This is a genomic window from Lysinibacillus sp. FSL W7-1291 (genome assembly GCF_038593415.1).
In the GTDB taxonomy this organism is placed as follows: domain Bacteria; phylum Bacillota; class Bacilli; order Bacillales_A; family Planococcaceae; genus Lysinibacillus; species Lysinibacillus fusiformis_D.
In genome coordinates this window covers 907,934-925,509 of record NZ_CP151994.1, presented here as the reverse complement: position 1 = coordinate 925,509, position 17,576 = coordinate 907,934, and the positions used below count along the sequence as shown (strand labels likewise).

Sequence of the window (17,576 nt, the reverse complement as noted above, 5' to 3'; positions counted from 1 at the left end):
GTAAATTTCTATATTACAATTAATGTTGCTGTTGACTTTCCCATTTTTTTTGGTGTGCAGCTAATGCATCAGCCGTAATTTTATCTGGATCTTTTTGTTCAGAACGATACCATCTCGTAAAGATTGTCCCAATTAATACACCAAAAATAAGCTCTTGTAAGATTTTCATTAATACGCCACCTAATTGCTGGTCTGCAACAGGTTTCATGTCTGTAAACAGCTCTGGTCCTGATAATGATAAGCCTGATAATGTAGAGGCTGGTACACACAGCTCCATTGCTTTTAACCAGGCATCACCATTTGTATATGTCTCATACATTGCATTAGGAGCAAAAATGATTAATCCACAAGCAGGTGTAATTAACACAGCATTTGCAATAATATAGGCTAATTTATGCAAAGGCTTCATTTTAGCACTATTAGGCATATTTTGAATTAAAGGCCAGTACATAAAAATAGCTGAAAGAAATAATACAAATGTATAGGTACCATGTAATGTTTCATTTAATTTAATGTAATCTAATACTGAAGGCAAATGATAGAAGGAAAATAGACCAATAAACACAAAGACTGCAACAACTGGTAATGTCAGTACTTTAAACAACGTTCTAACAACCGGTGCTTCAATCGCAACTTTCCAAACCCACCAAGGGATTCCTTTAATTAAGAAAATCGGAACAAGCAATAATAAGATCGCCATTTGAACCATATGCATGGTAAACATAATGTGAGCCATTAAATCAACTGGAGAACCTTTAATGATATAAATAGTAATCATGGCTAACACGAAATAAATGGCTTCTCCCTTTTTCAGAGGTTCACTTACTTTAAAATCATTACGCCACTTTACTGTGACTAAAAAATAGATAATCGTTATAAAAACAAGAACTCCTATTAAATAGGGACTCCACAATGCTTGGAAACCAAATATACTAAGTGGCATATAGAACGCACTCCTTTAAACTTCAGTACTCCTATTATAAAACGCTTACAGCTATACTGCAATGAACGAAAGGTGAACAAATGTTAAGTTTAACAGTGTTTGTCTCTTTTTGAAACCTTCACAACTTTAAAACATAAGAAAAAGCACGTTCGTACAATTAACGAACGTGCTCTTTTGGTGATTACCACCAAATGATTGTTAAAAATGCTAAGAAGAATGTAAATGCGATTAACATCCCCATCCACATGAAGAAGCCAATAACACCACCAAAGTGTGTTTTTTTGTCCTCTAAGTGCATGAAAGAATAAAGCTGAAGTACAACTTGAACACCAGCCAATAATAATACGAATGGCATGATTAAGTATTTAGAAAAATCAGCTGCAACTACTGCGAATGCGATAAACGTAAAGAAAATCATGATCGCAAAGTTGATTACTTGTTTACGCATATGAACGGCATTATGATGACGATCATACTCATACTGTGCCTGTGACTTAGCAACTATAGGTGTATCGTGTGAAGACATTATCCGATCACTCCCATCAAGTAAACTACTGTAAAGATAAATACCCAAACAACGTCAATAAAGTGCCAATATAAAGCAGCTACGAAAAATTTAGGTGCATTGTACAAGTTTAAACCACGTTTCGCATTACGGATCATTAAAGTTGCAATCCATACAAGTCCTAAAGTTACGTGGAAACCGTGTGTACCAACTAAAGAATAGAACGCAGTTGCGAATGCAGATTGGTTAAATGTAAAACCAAGGTGCACATAGTGTTGGAATTCATAGATTTCAAGTGCTAAGAATCCAAGACCTAAAGCTAAAGTAATGGCTAACCAAGTTTGCATCCCTTTAAAGTTAAAGTTACGCATATGGTAAATTGCATAAACAGAAGTTAGTGATGATGTTAATAATAACATCGTCATAGCAAATGCTAATGGTAATTCAAATAAACCTTGAGTTGTGAACTCCATGCCAGCTGGCCCTTTGTTCTTAAGCGCTAAATAAGTAGCGAATAAACTTGCGAAAAGTACAACTTCACAGGCAAGGAAAATCCAGAAACCAACGACTTTATTTTTACCTTCCATCGTAGCTTGTTCAGGATGATCTGGCCAAGTATGAGGAGTAAATTTAGTATTGAAATCCATTATTTATTTCCTCCTTTGCCGTAAAGATGTTCTTCAATTTCAAGAATTTCTTCTTTGTGTAAGTGGAAACCATGATCGTCTTTAACTGAACGAACAATCATCGCCCCAAATGTAATAGCTAAACCAATGATTAATACATAGATAGACCATGGTTTATCTGCATCTGGATTGTAAAGTGCACCGAATGCTGCAATAAACATACCTAATGAAATAACGAATGGAATCGCTGAGTTATTTGGCATATGAATATCACCGATTGGCTCAGCAAATGTCACTTCTTTATTACCTTCTTGTTTTTCAATCCACCATGGATCTAAACCACGTACAAGTGGCGTTTGACGGAAGTTGTAGAATGGAATTGGTTGTGGAATTGACCATTCTAAAGTACGTCCATCGCCCCATGGGTCGCGACCTGCTGGCTTGCCTTTAATAGACATTAAGCAGTTGATTACCATTAAGATAACCCCTACACCCATCATTAATGCACCGATTGTAGAGATATAGTTGAACTGATCCCAACCTTGACCTTCCATGTAAGTGAATACACGACGTGGCATACCCATTAAACCTAAGAAGTGTTGAACGAAGAACGTTAAATGGAATCCAATAAAGAATACCCAGAAAGTAATTTTACCAAGCGTTTCGTTTAACATACGGTTGAAGAAAATTGGCCAGTAGAAGTGCGCTGAACCAAATAATGCTGTAACGATACCACCAACGATTACGTAGTGGAAGTGAGCAACGATAAAGTAAGAATCGTGTAATTGATAGTCAAGAGGTGCAGATGCTTGCATTACCCCTGTAACACCACCCGCAACGAATGACGGGATGAAACCAAGTGCATAAAGCATTGGTGTTGTAACTTTAATAGATCCGCCCCAAATAGTTAAGATCCAGTTGAATACTTTCATACCTGTTGGAACCGCGATTGCCATTGTTGCAACAGCGAAGATTGCGTTTGCTGTTGGCCCAAGACCAACTGTAAACATATGGTGAGCCCAAACCATGAACCCTAGGAAACCAATTAAAATTGTTGCGAATACCATTGAAGAGTATCCGAATAAACGTTTACGAGAGAACGCTGGAATAATCTCAGAGAATAAACCGAACGCCGGTAATACTAAGATATAAACCTCTGGGTGTCCGAAGATCCAGAATAAGTGCTCCCAAATTACTGTGTTACCACCCATTGTATGGTCAAAGAAGTTACCACCGAACATACGGTCGAATAACATCATTAATAAACCAATTGTTAATGGAGGGAATGCGAATAAAATTAATGCACTTGATACAAGAGCTGTCCATGTGAATAATGGCATACGCATGAATGTCATACCAGGAGCACGCATTGTAATGATCGTAACGATGAAGTTAAGACCTGAAATTAATGTACCTGCCCCTGAAATTTGTAAACCAAGAACATAGAAGTCAATACCATGTCCTGGAGAATATAAAGATAATGATGCATAAGAAGTCCAGCCCGCATCAGGAGCGCCACCCATAAAGAATGACAGGTGAAGGAATACAGCACCTAGGAAGAATAACCAGAACCCTAAAGAGTTAAGGAACGGGAATGCAACGTCACGCGCACCAATTTGTAATGGTACAAGCATGTTCATAAATGCGAATAGTAATGGAGTAGCAGCTAGGAATAACATTGTTGTTCCGTGCATTGTTAATAATTCATTGAAAAAACCAGCTGACACGAAATCGTTATTTGGTTTCATTAACTGAATACGCATTAATAACGCTTCAAAACCAGCGATAGCGAAGAACAATGTGCCGGCTAATAAATACATGACTGCTAACTTTTTATGGTCAACAGTAGTAATGTAATCCCAGACAGTTGCTCCAAAGCCCTTTTTCTGTGTGTATGAGCTCACAACTTTTACCTCCCTCAAAATTTGTTACATAGAACGAAATTTATTTTTCAACTGATAAGCTCATGATATAAGTTGCAAGAGCTTCAATTTCTTCATCAGATAAATCACCGTAAATAGGCGCAGTGCCTTCAGCGTTCATCATTAAGTTACCTGGTTTAAATTCTTCTGGGTTTTTAATCCAAGCTTTTAAGTTTTCTTCATTGTGTTCTAAGAAACCAGCAACACGGTTACGGTCACCAAACGTAGTTAAGTTTGGACCTGGTGTACCGCCTGCTCCTGAACCTGAGATAGCGTGACAGCCTAAGCAGCTGTTAGCAAAAGTTGCTTCACCAAGATCTGTTGAAGCTTTGTCAGCAATTTGTCCTTCTGTTGCTTTCATTGCATCAACCCATGCGTCAAATGCATCTGGGCTTAATGCTTTTACTTTAAAGTCCATTAATGCATGTGAAGGTCCACATAATTCAGCACATTTTCCATAAAATACGCCATCTTTAAGATCTTTAGATTCTTTATCAAATACTAAGTAGAATTTGTTTAAGTTTTCTACGTTTGTATCCATTTTACCGCCTACAGCAGGAATCCAGAATGAGTGCTTAACATCGGCAGCTTTTAAATTAAAGTAAACCTTTTCACCTGTTGGTACTACTAGCTCTTGAGCCGTTACGATACCTTGGTTAGGGTATTCGAATTCCCACCAGTATAATTTTGCTGTTACATTGATCGTTAGGGCAGTTTTATTCCCTTCTTCATCTACCTCATCCATTGCAGCAACATCTGCAAATTTATAAGTAGTTGTAACAACTGGTACAGCGATAATTAATAATAAAATAATCGGTATAACTGTCCAAATCACTTCTAATGTGTGACTACCCTCTACTTGCTTAGGGATAACATTTTCACCAACGCGTGAACGACGGTATTTTAGGAATGCAAGTAAATAAATAACGGATACGATTACTACTACTAGCGTCATAATTATAGTAGTTAACAGTAATAAATTTAATTGTTGTTTACCTACTTCTCCAGATGGTTTTAGTGTAGAAAGATAATCTTCACCACAACCTGAAAGGAAAACCATCATCACTGCTAGAAGTGAAAAAAGACGCCATTTTTTAAGCCCTTTCATCATGCTTAATTAAACCCCTCTTTCTTTGTTGTATTTTCATGTGTTCCTAGGACATTAGTTCTGTCTATATGAATTCTTAAAAAAAAGAAAGAATTCCTAACTTTAGCTAAACAGCGCAAATATTATGATGGCTACAAATAGTATGGTCATATGATTCAACGAATAAATAAACATTTTATTTGCCCACTTCATATCATCTTTTGTTGTAAAGCCTTTCAGAGCTAGTATTAACCAACCCAAATTCAATGCAGTGGCAAGAGTTAAAAAGCCAATTCCAAGCTCTGGTAAAAGGAAAGGTAACGGTAATAATAAAAGAATCCAGAATAACATTGAGTACTTTGTACGTTTAAATCCCTTTACTACAGGTAGCATTGGTATTTTAGCTGCACGATATTCCTCCGTACGTTTCATAGCAAGCGCATAGAAATGTGGTGGCTGCCATGCAAACATAATAAGAAATAAGGCAAGTGCTCCTAGACCTAAAGCAGGTTCAACCGCTGCAAATCCAATAACTGGAGGTATAGCCCCTGAAATACTTCCTACAACCGTGTTACTAACATGCTTCCTCTTTGACCACATTGAATACAGAACGACATAAGCAAATATTCCTGCTAGTCCCCACATGCCGGCTGCAAACGATGCCGCAAATAACAAAATTTCACCTACAATTAAAAATGAGAGGGCAATGGTCAATACAAAATTCGGCTTGAATCTGCCAGTCACTGTCGGTCTTGCTTTTGTTCTTTTCATGATAGGATCAATATCCTGATCAATGAAGTTATTCATTGCACCTGAGCCACCAATGATTAATGCCGCACCCAGCATGGTGTAGAATATAACATCAAGCTCTTGCAAGAAATGTCTACTAGTAAACTGAAAAGCCAGCCACATCCCTGTAAACGTTGTGACAAGATTCGAGTTAACGATGCCAATTTTTATTAGTGCTAAGAAATCTTTTACAACAGATGTTGTTTCTGGGCCAGTATTTCTAGTAGCCGCCAGTGTACGACCGTTTGACATAATACCTCTCCTTTCATTTTTGTAAGCATATTCCGCTAACAATAACTATAGCGAAATTTGCGATTGATTTCTAGACATTAAGTGAAATTTAGATGAAGTTGTAAAAATTAGTTTTGTCTAGAAATATAAATAAAAACAACATATCTATAGTAAAACATTTTCTAAAATGAATTGTGAAGGTTAAAGCACGAAATTATGAACAATTTGTGAAATGGATTCGACATCTATTACTCCCTTCTCTTTACAAGTTGTTTTTTATACGTATTTTCGATATTATCTAGTAGCAGAAACATTACGCTCTTGTAATGTTGATAGATAAAGTAGGTGACTCATTTTATGCAACACAACAGGTATTTAAAGTGGTTTGCTGTTGCCGCTACAGTAGGGATGCTCCTTATATTACTAGGTGGAGCTCTCGTTACCAAAACAGATAGTGGCTTAGGCTGTGGTCGAAACTGGCCTGATTGTAATGGATCTCTTATTCCAAAGGAGATTACACCAGAAGTCCTGATTGAATTTTCACATCGTCTTGTAACTGGAGTCGTATCTATTTCAATTCTTGTGTTAACCATTTGGACATGGCGTAAACTCGGACATATTCGTGAAGTAAAGCTATTAGGTTTCTTAGCGATGTTTTTCTTAATCGCGCAAGCTCTTATTGGAGCAGCTCAAGTATTATGGGGACAAGGTGATTTCATCCTTGCACTTCATTTTGGAATTTCTCTTATTTCCTTTGCTGCGGTTCTTCTTCTTTCTATGATTGTATTTGAGGTCGATCGAAAATTTGATGCCGATAACGTATTTATTGGTAAAAAGTTACGTTGGCATACAATTGCTGTCACAATTTATTCTTATTTAGTTGTTTATACAGGGGCGTTGGTTCGTCATACAGATTCGAGCTTAATTTGTCCTGACTGGCCATTTTGCTATAATGAAACACCTTTCGCACTACCGAATAACATGTACGAGTGGGTGCAAATGGGACATCGACTAGCTGTTCTTATTATTTTCATTTGGATTGCATACATAACTTGGCACGCTGTGAAAGAATATAAAAATCAACGTGTTATTTACTATGGATGGGTTATTGCCTTTACTATAGTAGTTTTACAAGTGGTTGCTGGTATGTTAGTAGTCCTCACTAGACTGAATTTAACAGTCGCTTTACTGCATTCATTATTCATTTCCCTTTTATTCGGTCTATTATGCTACATGATCATGTTAGTTGCTCGTAGTAATTATAATGAAAAAAAGAAATAGGCTATCAAAAAAGATTCGCCACCTATTATGTGACGAATCTTTTTTCTATGATTCTTATTTTTGTTTCTTCAAGGTCTCCGTTCCTATAATTCCTACAATTAAAATAATCATAGATACTAGCGCATAGTCTTTAAAAAATGTTGTAAAAGGAATATCGAAATATCGACAAATAACCGTTACAAGACGACCTCCTAATAGAATTAAACCAATGACAAACATCCAATTAAATAGTGCTTTAAGCATTTTTATGTCCCTCTACTTTCATTGCTGTCCACATAATCTTAATTACTTCTTGACTATATTCCTCTGCCTCAACCGAAATCGGTCCCCCTATTAGCATATATTCACCAATAGCACCTTGAATCACTTTTGCCATCACCTGGACAGAGTCAACAGTAAATGTCCCCTGTTCTTTACCATCCTCTAATATTTTACATAAAGCCTTCAATAAAGGATCTTCACCATCATCCGAAATTTTATAATAAGGAACATCCTCAGCTGTACGAGCATTGAATATAATTTCTAATAATGCCGCATTCTCCTTCGGATGTGTCGCTTGATAAGCAATACTTGCCTCTATGAAATTTGCCAATTGTGTAGCTGGATCATCGGCAGCATATGTTTTTGTCAAAATAAATGTTGCGGATTGTTCAAGTAACGCTTGCAGGCTTTGGTCGATCAAATCTTGACGATCTGCAAAATGGTATGAAATTAATGCTGTACTGATAGTAGCCCGTTTAGCAATTTGTGCTAAACTTGCCTTGATATAACCAATATCATCTAGTGTCGTTATAGTTGCTGCAATAATTTGTTGCTTTCTAGCTTCCTGAATAAACGTGTTTTTATGGCTATCCATAGATCCTCCTTCTGATTAATTAATTATTTTTTTGATTACTTAATCAAATTTTAAAGGATTTAATATTTAAATACAATGAAAAAGGTTATGTAGATGCTCAAATAGCATCTCATAACCTTTTTCATGATTATTTATTCAATTTCAATCAATAAATCCCCTGTTGAAATGGCATCCCCTGCACTTGCATAAACCTCTTTCACAACGCCGTCTTTCGGTGCTTGAACGGTTGTTTCCATTTTCATTGCTTCTGTGATTAATAGGTGGTCACCGCGTTTAACTGGACTACCTTTGGAAACAACGACTTTTAACACAGTACCTGGCATTGTAGCACCAATTTGATTTGGATTGCTTGGATCTGCTTTTAAAGCTAGATTACCATCTACCTCTACGGTCATATCTTGAATAACCAATTCACGAGATTGTCCGTTTAACTCGAAGTACAGAACACGCGTCCCATTGTGCTGAGGTTCACCAATGGAAACAAGTTTAATAATTAACGTTTTTCCTTTTTCGATTTCGACTTCAATAATTTCCCCTAGCTTTAAGCCATATAGGAATGTAGGTGTGTCTAGAACCGAAATATTGCCGAAGGATTCTTCCGTTTTCGCATACTCTTCAAAGACTTTTGGATAGAGTGCATAGGCTAATACATCCTTTTTCGTAACAGGACGATTTAACTTATCCTCCAGTACAGTCTCTAATTGTTCAAACTGAATAGGCTCTAATAACTCTCCTGGACGAACTGTAATTGCTTGGCGGTCTTTGAGCACAACCTGCTGTAGTGCCTCTGGGAATCCGCCATGTGGCTGTCCAAGATAGCCTTGGAAGAATTCAATAACAGAATCTGGGAAATCAATCGTTTGCCCTCGAGTTAGCACTGTGTTTTCATCTAAATCATTTTGCACCATGAAAAGTGCCATGTCGCCTACCACTTTGGAAGATGGTGTTACTTTAACAATATCACCAAATAGTAGATTTACACGGGAATACATATGTTTTACTTCTTCCCAACGATCGCCAAGACCCACTGCTTTTGCTTGCTGCTGTAAGTTACTATATTGTCCACCAGGCATCTCATGCACATAAATTTCAGAATGTGGGCTGATCATACCACTTTCAAAATCTTTATAGTATTTACGTACATCTTCCCAGTAGTACGATAATTTCTCTAAAGCATCTATATCCGCACGTACCTCGCGTTTACCGCCCTTCATCGCATAGTACAAAGAGTTTGCACTTGGCTGAGATGTTAAGCCAGCCATAGAGCCAAGAGCTGTATCAATGATATCTACTCCTGCTTCAATGGCTTTCGCATATAGATAAATCCCGTTACCACTTGTGTCATGTGTATGCAAGTGGATTGGCAGACTTGTCGTCTCTTTTAACTCGGAAATTAAACGATAAGCTGCTTCTGGCTTCAATAAACCAGCCATATCTTTAATCGCTAAAATATGGGCACCTGCTGCTTCAAGCTCTTTCGCCATATCTTTATAATATTGCACCGAATATTTGGCACGACTGTCGTCCAGAATATCTCCTGTGTAGCAAACCGCCGCTTCCGCAATTTTTCCAGATTGACGCGCTGCATCAATAGCTACTTCCATGCCTTTAATCCAGTTCAAGCTATCAAAAATGCGGAAGACATCAATGCCTGATGCTGCCGATTCGGCGATAAATTCACGGATTAAATTGTCAGGATAGTTCGTATAACCAACAGCATTGGCTCCACGCAATAACATTTGGAATAACACATTTGGCACTTGCTCACGTAGTTTGGCTAAACGCTCCCACGGGTCTTCTTTCAAGAAACGATAGGCTACATCAAATGTTGCTCCACCCCACATTTCCAGCGAGAATAGTTGATGCATCATACGAGCTGTTGCATCAGCAATTTGATACATATCCTGTGATCGAACACGTGTAGCGAGCAGGGATTGATGAGCATCACGGAATGTTGTATCTGTTAGCAGTACATCATCCTGTGCTAAAATCCATTGTACTAAGCCATCTGCCCCTTGTGTGTCTAAAATTTGCTTTGTACCTGCTGGTGGCACAATAAGTGGATCGATTTTAGGTATGTTCGGTCGCACAAAAATGGGCTTAGATTTTTTCTCTACTCCAGGGAAGCCGTTTAATGTAACATTCCCAATATAGCTTAGCAGCTTAGTTCCTCGGTCCTTTCGAACAGGGAATTCAAATAACTCTGGTGTTGTATCAATAAAGCTTGTATCAAAAGCACCTGATAAAAATTTTTCATGTGTGACGACATTATTTAAAAACGGGATATTTGTTTTGACACCACGAATACGGAATTCTTTTAAATTACGATCCATTTTCGCAGCAGCTTCTTTAAAGTTCATGCCTGATGTTGAGATTTTCACTAGTAAAGAATCATAGTATGGTGTAACGACAGCACCTTGGAATCCATTCCCTGCATCTAAACGCACACCGAAACCGCCACTTGAACGGTAAACCATTAATTTTCCTGTATCCGGCATAAAGTCATTAGCAGGGTCTTCCGTTGTCACACGAGCCTGAATAGCATAGCCAATCATTGGCATATCCTCTTGCTTCGGCATATGAATTTCTTCACTGTGTAGACCATAGCCTGCTGCCACCTTAATTTGGGCATGGACAATATCGACACCTGTAATCATTTCTGTAATCGTATGTTCTACTTGAATGCGAGGGTTCACCTCGATGAAATAAAAATCTTCTCCTGCAACTAAAAATTCCACTGTCCCTGCATTTATGTACGAGACATTCTTCATTAATTTCACCGCAGCATCACAAATACGATTTCTTAACTCTTGTGAAATCGAATGGGATGGCGCAATCTCAACCACTTTTTGATGACGACGTTGAATCGAGCAATCACGTTCATATAAATGCACAATATTGCCCTGCTGATCGCCAATAATTTGTACTTCAATATGTTTTGGTTTGATGATGGCCTTTTCAACATACACCTCATCAGATCCAAAAGCAGCCTTTGCCTCTGATTTTGCCCTTTCATAAGAAGAAGCAAGCTCCTCTGGTGTATGCACAAGACGCATCCCACGCCCACCACCGCCAAGTGCCGCTTTAATCATAACTGGAAAGCCATAATCGTTAGCAAATGCCTCTACCTCTGCTAGATCGGCTACAGGACCATCTGTACCAGGAATAACAGGAATCTCAGCCGCAATAGCTTGCGAACGTGCTTTGACCTTATCCCCAAACATATCTAAATGCTGAGAAGTTGGTCCAATAAAGACAATCCCCTCTTCTTCACAGCGACGTGCAAATTCCACGTTTTCTGATAAAAAACCATACCCTGGATGAATCGCATCAACATCTGCATCTTTTGCGATGGCAATAATACCTTCAATATCTAAATAGGCATCAATTGGTTTCTTGCCAGCTCCCACTAAATAAGCTTCATCTGCTTTAAAGCGATGAAAGGCACCACTATCTTCCCTTGAATAGATGGCAACGGTTTGGATATTCAGCTCCGTACAGGCACGGAAAATACGAATTGCAATTTCTCCTCGATTAGCTACGAGAATTTTGTTGATTGATTCCATAGATATCCCCCTTTATGATTGTGTTTTTTTCCTCTCTACCTTTTCAAACATAGAAACATTGATTAATATTCCCATCGCTAAAGATAGAATGATTATAGATGTACCGCCATAGCTTATAAAAGGTAACGTTACACCGGTTAACGGGATTAACCCGGTTATCCCCCCAAGATTAATAAACGATTGCCAGCCTATCCAACTCGCAATACCAGCTGCAATCATGCGTGCCAACGGATCTTTTGTTCGTAATGCAATGGAAAAACCTTTATATACAATAAATCCTAAACCACCTAAGACAATTAAAACTCCCCATATTCCCAATTCCTCCATTATAATCGCCATTATAAAATCTGTTTGTGGTTCAGGTAAGTACCCTAATTTTTGAATCGATTGACCAAGACCACGTCCTTCTAAGCCACCTCCGCCAATGGCATAATAACTATTCACCACTTGGTGACCACTACCACTCTCATATTCAAACGGATTTAAATAAGATAGAATCCGTCCTTTACGGTTATCAGTTAGTAGTTCCCCCTTGAATAGCAAAAGGATACCAAGGATTGCTGTACCGAAGGCTACTAATACACCAAAGAACTTCCAAAATGTTTTAAAGGGAATGCCACTTGAAGCTACTACAGATACAGCTATTCCACACAGAATAATAACTGCTCCTAAGTCTGTTTCGAAAGCTACCCCAGCAACCACTAAAATCCATAGGAAAATGGGATAAAAAATTTCAGTTGGTTGTAGCTTTTCAAACGTATGTTTTTGCGCTTTTCTATAAAAAGCAGCTGCAAAATATAAAATAATAAATAGTTTCGCATATTCCGAAGGTTGAAAATTCCCTAATCCTGGAATAGCAATCCAACTCTGAGAGCCTACTTGATCTGCCCCGTGACCAAACAATTTTAACCATGTGAATAACACCGCTAGTATGATCGTTAGTAATAACATAATGTTCTTATTCGCATAATGCTTGTAGGGGAAAAAGGCTGCCACTATAAAACCAATAAATGCCACCAATAAATTGGTAACTTGTTTTTGATAAAAAAAATCAGGTGCTTGCTCTTTTTGCGCAATCGCTACCATCATACTTGAACTGTAAATCATTATTAACCCAAATAAACTTAATAATAGGACCGTAAAAAATAAGGGGTAATCAAAATTTTGTGCATATCTTTTTAAGTATTGTCTCATTAGAAAACCTCGTTCTAGTAAAAAAACTCAAAGCGCAAAGAAGCGTTTGAGTTTTTCTTTTTATTTGTCTGTATACGCGTCGTGCAACACAGACAGTTCCTTCTCGAGTGAATCGAGAATTTCTTTGCCTTTATCACGTTCAATCAGTCCAAGCTTCACAGCAAAATCGATTTCACGTGATAGGCCGAACATTTGTGTATCTAATACTTCCTCATATAAAGGGCATTGTGGCATTGTTAAATGATCCATTTGTACTCGAATAAGGCGAGCAATCTTGTCTGCATCAGCAACTAATAGCTCCAAAGCCTTCTCTTGAAAAGAAGTTTGTGATTTCGTATCCATGAGGACGCCCCCATTATCTGATATTTCTTCGATTCTATCTTAATAAAGTTTATCTTCTAGTCGTTAAAAATGCAAGTGTCTTCATTGGAAAATAGAGAATTCGGTTTATATTTCTTTATTATCTCTAGGCATTAGCGTTATACTATGTCATGGATATACAAGATTTAAGGAGGATTTCTATTATGGAAACAATAATTCCTATTACAGGTGCCGTCTCATACCAACTAACATTAGATCCCACTGTATGGATATTCGACGATCGTAAATTAGATTTAAACACTTACTTTACGACACAAAACATTGAGGAAGATTCTGACATCAAATATATGCGTGAGGTTGGTGCTCACTGGTCTCGTGAAATTATGGAGGGGGCCACATTCCCACCTACATTAAAATCAGAGCGTAAATTTGACCGTAAAGGAATGGAAACAGGTACTTTTGGTATCCAATTAAGTCATTTCTTGAAGAATGCTGAAATTAAACCTGAAGCGACAAAAATCGTTTTAGAATGCAAAGATGGACAAGAATTCCCATTCACAATTGAAGAAGCTTCAACACTAATATTAAAATATAGCCAAGACGGCAAGCCTCTTTTAGAAGATGGCCCAATCCATGTATTATTAAAAGATGGTTCAAATATTGACAATCCTATTAAAAACATATCAGCCATTCGCGCTGAATAGGAGGGAATGCAATGCGCGTAAAATGCGTTATTTGCGATACGATTGATAATTTAGATGATAATCTGCCTTTAGCAAAGAAGTTACGTAATCGTCCAATTCATACGTATATGTGTACAATTTGTCATGATCGTATTAAAGAAAATACGTTTGCACGAATAGAAACGGGCAATTTTCGTTTTTATCGTACTTCACCTCAAATGGATAAAGAATTTTAACTAAATGACAGATTAAAAAGAAGTGCCTCAACTATAAAGACACCTCTCAGACTGAAGACAAACTCAAAAAAATCGAGCGTTTGCCTTCAGTCTTTTTTCTTTTACAATAAACAAAGTAAAGCCGTTGATTTCCACTACAGGCGGACGCTTTTCGTGGGCGGAGTCACTGCCATTCGTTCCAATCAACTTTTACATAAAGTACTCCATCTACATGTATTGATGAAAAGTAAACCTTTGTGGTGATAATCCATGAAGCAAACCAATAAACGTGAACAATTAGCGATTGATCCATTAATACCCAAAGTTTACTTAGTATGAATACTAGAGGCTGCTATCGATTGTCGTTTAACTTAGTAGAAAAACTCTCTTCAGCTTATGGACGTCCAAGTATGTTTTCTTCCATTTATTCTATTTATCTTTGGCATTGGCTCCATGCCCAAACTATGAAAGAAACCGCATTCAATGTGGAATATTACCCAAATAAACCAAATCCTTTGATTTGTATTAAGTGCCCTCGCCTAAGCCTTATTACAATGAACAAAAAGTAATAATCATCAGAAACTCATTCAACGTCCTATTGGGGAATCGTGGTAGCGGAAGTTGAATATTTACAACATCCTTATAATATTAAACAAATCTATGCAAAGCGCAGAGGAACCTTGAAGCATGTCTTTGCGAATGGAAAAAAAGGTATCAAAAATGACAAAAGGAATCGAGAAGTTCACACTCGATTCCTTTTGTCAACAGTCTGAGAAGTACCTCAACTATAGAGAACCTCTTTTATCCGTTATTTTTAATAATTATTTTTTCAACCAATTCAACTACTTGATACATAATGGTCGCAAAAAACGCAATGATCAGAAGTGACATGAGCACAAGGTTAAAATTAAATACTTGGAAACCATAAATAATTAAATAACCAAGCCCTTTTGAAGCTACTAAAAATTCACCTACAATCACCCCTACCCATGATAAGCCAACATTAACTTTCAAAGTTGAAATAATCGTAGGAAATGAAGCTGGCAAAATTACTTCACGAAAGATTTGCCATCTAGTTGCCCCAAATGTTTGTAAGACCTTACTATAATTTGGATCAACACCTTTGAAAGCTGTATACACAACGATGGTTGTAATAATGATGGAAATCAATGCACCCATGGCGATAATGGAAAAATAGCCTGGTCCGAGCGCAACGATCAAAATAGGGCCGAGCGCAACTTTTGGCATCGCATTTAAAATTACTAAATAAGGGTCGAGAACCTTTGATAGTAGCGGAGACCACCACAATACTATAGCGATTAATGTTCCAAGTAAAGTACCAGCAATAAAACCAATCACCGTCTCCATTAATGTCACACCAACATGTAATGTTAATGTACCATCACTTACTTTTTCAATAAATGTATGCCAAACATGTGTCGGTGAGCTAAATATTAAACGATCAATCCACTCTAGTCTTGAAAGAAGCTCCCACCCACCAAAGAATAGCAGTAGAATGATAAGCTGATATAACCGTACAAAGCGTTTTTCTTTTTTTAGTAATTGCTGATATTGTTTAAATAATGTGTTATCCAAGACTCTCCAGCTCCTTCCAAATGGTTTGGAAAACATCTGTATAGGCTGGATGCTGTCTTACATCAAAGGGTGACAGCTCACGAAGAGCATCAGGTATTTCAAACACTCTGTGCAATGCCCCTGGATTGGCTGAAAATAGAAAGACACGCTCACTCATCGCGATAGCCTCGCCAATATCATGTGTTACAAGAATAGCCGTCTTTTTATACGTTTTTAAGGTCTCCACAACTAAATCCTCAAGCTTTAATTTCGACTGATAATCCAAAGCGGAGAATGGTTCATCTAATAATAATATTTTTGGGTTTACGGCTAATGTGCGAGCAAGAGCCACACGCTGTCGCATACCTCCTGATAATTCTCGTGGATAATTATTCCCGACATGTGGTAAGCCAATTTCCTGCAACAGTGCATTGGCTGTCACTTTATGTGTTTTATTGCTTCGTTCCATAATTTTCAAACCGATTGTTACATTTTCCTCAATGGTCTTCCACGGAAATAAATAATCTTGCTGAAGCATATAGCCAATACTAGATTGATTATGTGCTGATAGCTCTTCACCATCTATATAGACCTTGCCTTCAGTTGCAGGAAATAATCCTGCAATAATTGATAATAATGTTGTTTTCCCACAGCCACTCGGTCCAATAAAGGATACAAATTCTCCTTCACGAATCGCTAGACTAATATCACGTAATACTTCCTTTGCCTGTGTGTTTGAAAAATAACTATGGTGAATGTTCTCCAGCTGTAAAAATTCCATATTACTCAGCAGCCTTTTTGGCAAAGGTTGTATTCACAAGTTTGTCATATTCCACTCGTTGAGGAAGTTCACCTGCTTCCTCCATAATTGTTTGCAAGTTATCCCACTCTCCTTCATCGAGAACTGGGTCAGTAGCATAAGAGCCCTGCGCTTTGTAACGCTCAATCACGGTTTCAATGATCGCTATATCGACATTTTCAAAATATGGCTGAATCATTTTTGCTACTTCTGCTGAACTCTCATTTTGTACAAAATCCTGTGCTCGTTGCAATGCATTTGTAAAAGCCTGAACCGTTTTCGCTTCATCCTTTAAATAACTACTTTTTGCCATAAAAGACGTGTAAGGAAGATTGCCAGACTCCGTTCCAAACGAAGCTACGATATAGCCTTTCCCCTCTTTCTCAAAGACGCTCGCAGTTGGTTCAAATAATTGTACATAGTCACCAGTACCTGAGGCAAAAGCAGTAGCAATATTGGCAAAATCAATATTTTGAATAAGTGTTAAATCATCTACAGGGTCAATGCCATGTTTTTTCAACACAAATTCTCCTGCCATTTGAGGCATACCGCCTTTACGTTGCCCCAAAAATGTTGAGCCCTTTAATTGATCCCACGAAAAATTATTCATTTTATCTCTTGCTACTAAAAAAGTACCGTCAGTTTGTGTTAACTGTGCAAAATTTTGAATGGGATCATTAGCACCTTGTAAAGTGACATAAATAGATGTCTCTGATCCAACTAAAGCAATATCAATCCCGTCTGACAGTAACGCCGTCATAGTTTTATCGCCACCTGCAATCGTTTGTAGCTCAACAGAAAGACCCTCCTCCTCGAAGAATCCTTTCTCAAGTGCTACATATTGTGGCGCATAAAAAATTGAACGAGTTACTTCTCCTACTTTGACTTTTTCTAGCTCTGCTTTATTACATGCTGTCAAAGAAAGGAGTAACAAAGCAATGACACCTAATAGCAAACCTTTTGTAAGCCCACGCATTCCCTTT

At 37.7% G+C, this 17,576-nt stretch carries 17 protein-coding genes and 1 pseudogene; 4 read left to right on the top strand and 14 right to left on the bottom strand.

Annotated elements, in window-relative coordinates; all coding sequences use genetic code 11:
• Nucleotides 1-19 precede the first annotated feature (19 nt).
• The 6 genes from ctaG to cyoE all read right to left on the bottom strand — a co-directional run bounded on the left by ctaG (nt 20) and on the right by cyoE (nt 6,124).
• Nucleotides 20-943, bottom strand: a complete 924-nt coding sequence (gene ctaG / locus NST76_RS04265) for a cytochrome c oxidase assembly factor CtaG (RefSeq protein WP_036125321.1) — start codon at nt 941-943, stop codon at nt 20-22.
• Between the two features lie 181 nt (nt 944-1,124).
• On the bottom strand, nt 1,125-1,469 hold the full coding sequence (locus NST76_RS04260; RefSeq protein ID WP_036125323.1) for a cytochrome C oxidase subunit IV family protein: 345 nt from the start codon (nt 1,467-1,469) through the stop codon (nt 1,125-1,127).
• The gene (locus tag NST76_RS04255; protein ID WP_036125326.1) at nt 1,469-2,095 is read right to left on the bottom strand and encodes a cytochrome c oxidase subunit 3; all 627 of its coding nucleotides are present in this window, start codon (nt 2,093-2,095) and stop codon (nt 1,469-1,471) included. The genes NST76_RS04260 and NST76_RS04255 overlap by 1 nt, the downstream gene beginning before the upstream one ends.
• Entirely contained in the window at nt 2,095-3,978 is a 1,884-nt protein-coding gene (ctaD, locus tag NST76_RS04250; protein ID WP_036125328.1) for a cytochrome c oxidase subunit I, read from the bottom strand. Before ctaD ends, NST76_RS04255 begins: the two co-directional genes overlap by 1 nt.
• A 40-nt stretch (nt 3,979-4,018) precedes the next feature.
• Complete coding sequence (gene coxB, locus NST76_RS04245) at nt 4,019-5,107, bottom strand: cytochrome c oxidase subunit II (RefSeq protein WP_036125330.1); 1,089 nt, start codon at nt 5,105-5,107, stop codon at nt 4,019-4,021.
• Between the two features lie 99 nt (nt 5,108-5,206).
• Entirely contained in the window at nt 5,207-6,124 is a 918-nt protein-coding gene (gene cyoE / locus NST76_RS04240) for a heme o synthase (protein ID WP_036125331.1), read from the bottom strand.
• A 336-nt stretch (nt 6,125-6,460) separates the two neighbouring features.
• On the opposite strand from cyoE, the gene NST76_RS04235 reads away from it, so the two are divergent.
• Nucleotides 6,461-7,384, top strand: coding sequence for a heme A synthase (locus NST76_RS04235; RefSeq protein ID WP_058843455.1), 924 nt, complete (start codon nt 6,461-6,463; stop codon nt 7,382-7,384).
• Between the two features lie 54 nt (nt 7,385-7,438).
• Here NST76_RS04235 and NST76_RS04230 read toward each other — a convergent pair whose 3' ends face one another.
• The 5 genes from NST76_RS04230 to NST76_RS04210 form a co-directional block, all read right to left on the bottom strand.
• Complete coding sequence (locus NST76_RS04230) at nt 7,439-7,627, bottom strand: hypothetical protein (RefSeq protein WP_036125343.1); 189 nt, start codon at nt 7,625-7,627, stop codon at nt 7,439-7,441.
• On the bottom strand, nt 7,620-8,240 hold the full coding sequence (locus NST76_RS04225) for a TetR/AcrR family transcriptional regulator (RefSeq protein WP_036125348.1): 621 nt from the start codon (nt 8,238-8,240) through the stop codon (nt 7,620-7,622). Before NST76_RS04225 ends, NST76_RS04230 begins: the two co-directional genes overlap by 8 nt.
• A gap of 131 nt (nt 8,241-8,371) precedes the next feature.
• Nucleotides 8,372-11,806: a pyruvate carboxylase gene (pyc, locus tag NST76_RS04220; RefSeq protein WP_101966398.1), complete on the bottom strand. Its 3,435-nt coding sequence runs from the start codon at nt 11,804-11,806 to the stop codon at nt 8,372-8,374.
• A gap of 12 nt (nt 11,807-11,818) precedes the next feature.
• A complete protein-coding gene (locus NST76_RS04215; protein WP_101966399.1) occupies nt 11,819-13,000 on the bottom strand; it encodes an FtsW/RodA/SpoVE family cell cycle protein in 1,182 nt (393 codons plus the stop codon).
• Nucleotides 13,001-13,060: 60 nt separating this feature from the next.
• On the bottom strand, nt 13,061-13,342 hold the full coding sequence (locus NST76_RS04210) for a YlaN family protein (RefSeq protein WP_036125355.1): 282 nt from the start codon (nt 13,340-13,342) through the stop codon (nt 13,061-13,063).
• Between the two features lie 182 nt (nt 13,343-13,524).
• Between NST76_RS04210 and NST76_RS04205 the strand changes: the two genes are divergently transcribed.
• The 3 genes and pseudogenes from NST76_RS04205 to NST76_RS04195 form a co-directional block, all read left to right on the top strand.
• Nucleotides 13,525-14,025, top strand: coding sequence for a hypothetical protein (locus NST76_RS04205; RefSeq protein WP_036125357.1), 501 nt, complete (start codon nt 13,525-13,527; stop codon nt 14,023-14,025).
• A gap of 11 nt (nt 14,026-14,036) precedes the next feature.
• Nucleotides 14,037-14,240: a YlaI family protein gene (locus NST76_RS04200; protein WP_036125360.1), complete on the top strand. Its 204-nt coding sequence runs from the start codon at nt 14,037-14,039 to the stop codon at nt 14,238-14,240.
• A gap of 482 nt (nt 14,241-14,722) precedes the next feature.
• Nucleotides 14,723-14,929: pseudogene (locus tag NST76_RS04195) on the top strand (IS5/IS1182 family transposase); the annotation flags it as partial.
• Between the two features lie 91 nt (nt 14,930-15,020).
• Here the strand turns inward: NST76_RS04195 and NST76_RS04190 are convergent.
• Genes NST76_RS04190 through NST76_RS04180 form a run of 3 tightly spaced genes read right to left on the bottom strand, consistent with a single transcriptional unit; the run spans nt 15,021 to nt 17,569 of the window.
• Complete coding sequence (locus NST76_RS04190; RefSeq protein ID WP_036125362.1) at nt 15,021-15,815, bottom strand: ABC transporter permease; 795 nt, start codon at nt 15,813-15,815, stop codon at nt 15,021-15,023.
• Nucleotides 15,808-16,575: an ABC transporter ATP-binding protein gene (locus tag NST76_RS04185; protein WP_036125365.1), complete on the bottom strand. Its 768-nt coding sequence runs from the start codon at nt 16,573-16,575 to the stop codon at nt 15,808-15,810. The genes NST76_RS04190 and NST76_RS04185 overlap by 8 nt, the downstream gene beginning before the upstream one ends.
• Before the next feature lies 1 nt (nt 16,576).
• A complete protein-coding gene (locus tag NST76_RS04180; protein WP_058843452.1) occupies nt 16,577-17,569 on the bottom strand; it encodes an ABC transporter substrate-binding protein in 993 nt (330 codons plus the stop codon).
• Nucleotides 17,570-17,576 lie beyond the last annotated feature (7 nt).

Coding starts and splice junctions, on each gene's coding strand:
- ctaG (WP_036125321.1), bottom strand. CDS start 943: ATGCCACTTAGTATATTTGGTTTCCAAGCATTGTGGAGTCCCTATTTA.
- NST76_RS04260 (WP_036125323.1), bottom strand. CDS start 1,469: ATGTCTTCACACGATACACCTATAGTTGCTAAGTCACAGGCACAGTAT.
- NST76_RS04255 (WP_036125326.1), bottom strand. CDS start 2,095: ATGGATTTCAATACTAAATTTACTCCTCATACTTGGCCAGATCATCCT.
- coxB (WP_036125330.1), bottom strand. CDS start 5,107: ATGATGAAAGGGCTTAAAAAATGGCGTCTTTTTTCACTTCTAGCAGTG.
- cyoE (WP_036125331.1), bottom strand. CDS start 6,124: ATGTCAAACGGTCGTACACTGGCGGCTACTAGAAATACTGGCCCAGAA.
- NST76_RS04235 (WP_058843455.1), top strand. CDS start 6,461: ATGCAACACAACAGGTATTTAAAGTGGTTTGCTGTTGCCGCTACAGTA.
- NST76_RS04230 (WP_036125343.1), bottom strand. CDS start 7,627: ATGCTTAAAGCACTATTTAATTGGATGTTTGTCATTGGTTTAATTCTA.
- NST76_RS04225 (WP_036125348.1), bottom strand. CDS start 8,240: ATGGATAGCCATAAAAACACGTTTATTCAGGAAGCTAGAAAGCAACAA.
- pyc (WP_101966398.1), bottom strand. CDS start 11,806: ATGGAATCAATCAACAAAATTCTCGTAGCTAATCGAGGAGAAATTGCA.
- NST76_RS04215 (WP_101966399.1), bottom strand. CDS start 13,000: ATGAGACAATACTTAAAAAGATATGCACAAAATTTTGATTACCCCTTA.
- NST76_RS04210 (WP_036125355.1), bottom strand. CDS start 13,342: ATGGATACGAAATCACAAACTTCTTTTCAAGAGAAGGCTTTGGAGCTA.
- NST76_RS04205 (WP_036125357.1), top strand. CDS start 13,525: ATGGAAACAATAATTCCTATTACAGGTGCCGTCTCATACCAACTAACA.
- NST76_RS04200 (WP_036125360.1), top strand. CDS start 14,037: ATGCGCGTAAAATGCGTTATTTGCGATACGATTGATAATTTAGATGAT.
- NST76_RS04185 (WP_036125365.1), bottom strand. CDS start 16,575: ATGGAATTTTTACAGCTGGAGAACATTCACCATAGTTATTTTTCAAAC.
- NST76_RS04180 (WP_058843452.1), bottom strand. CDS start 17,569: ATGCGTGGGCTTACAAAAGGTTTGCTATTAGGTGTCATTGCTTTGTTA.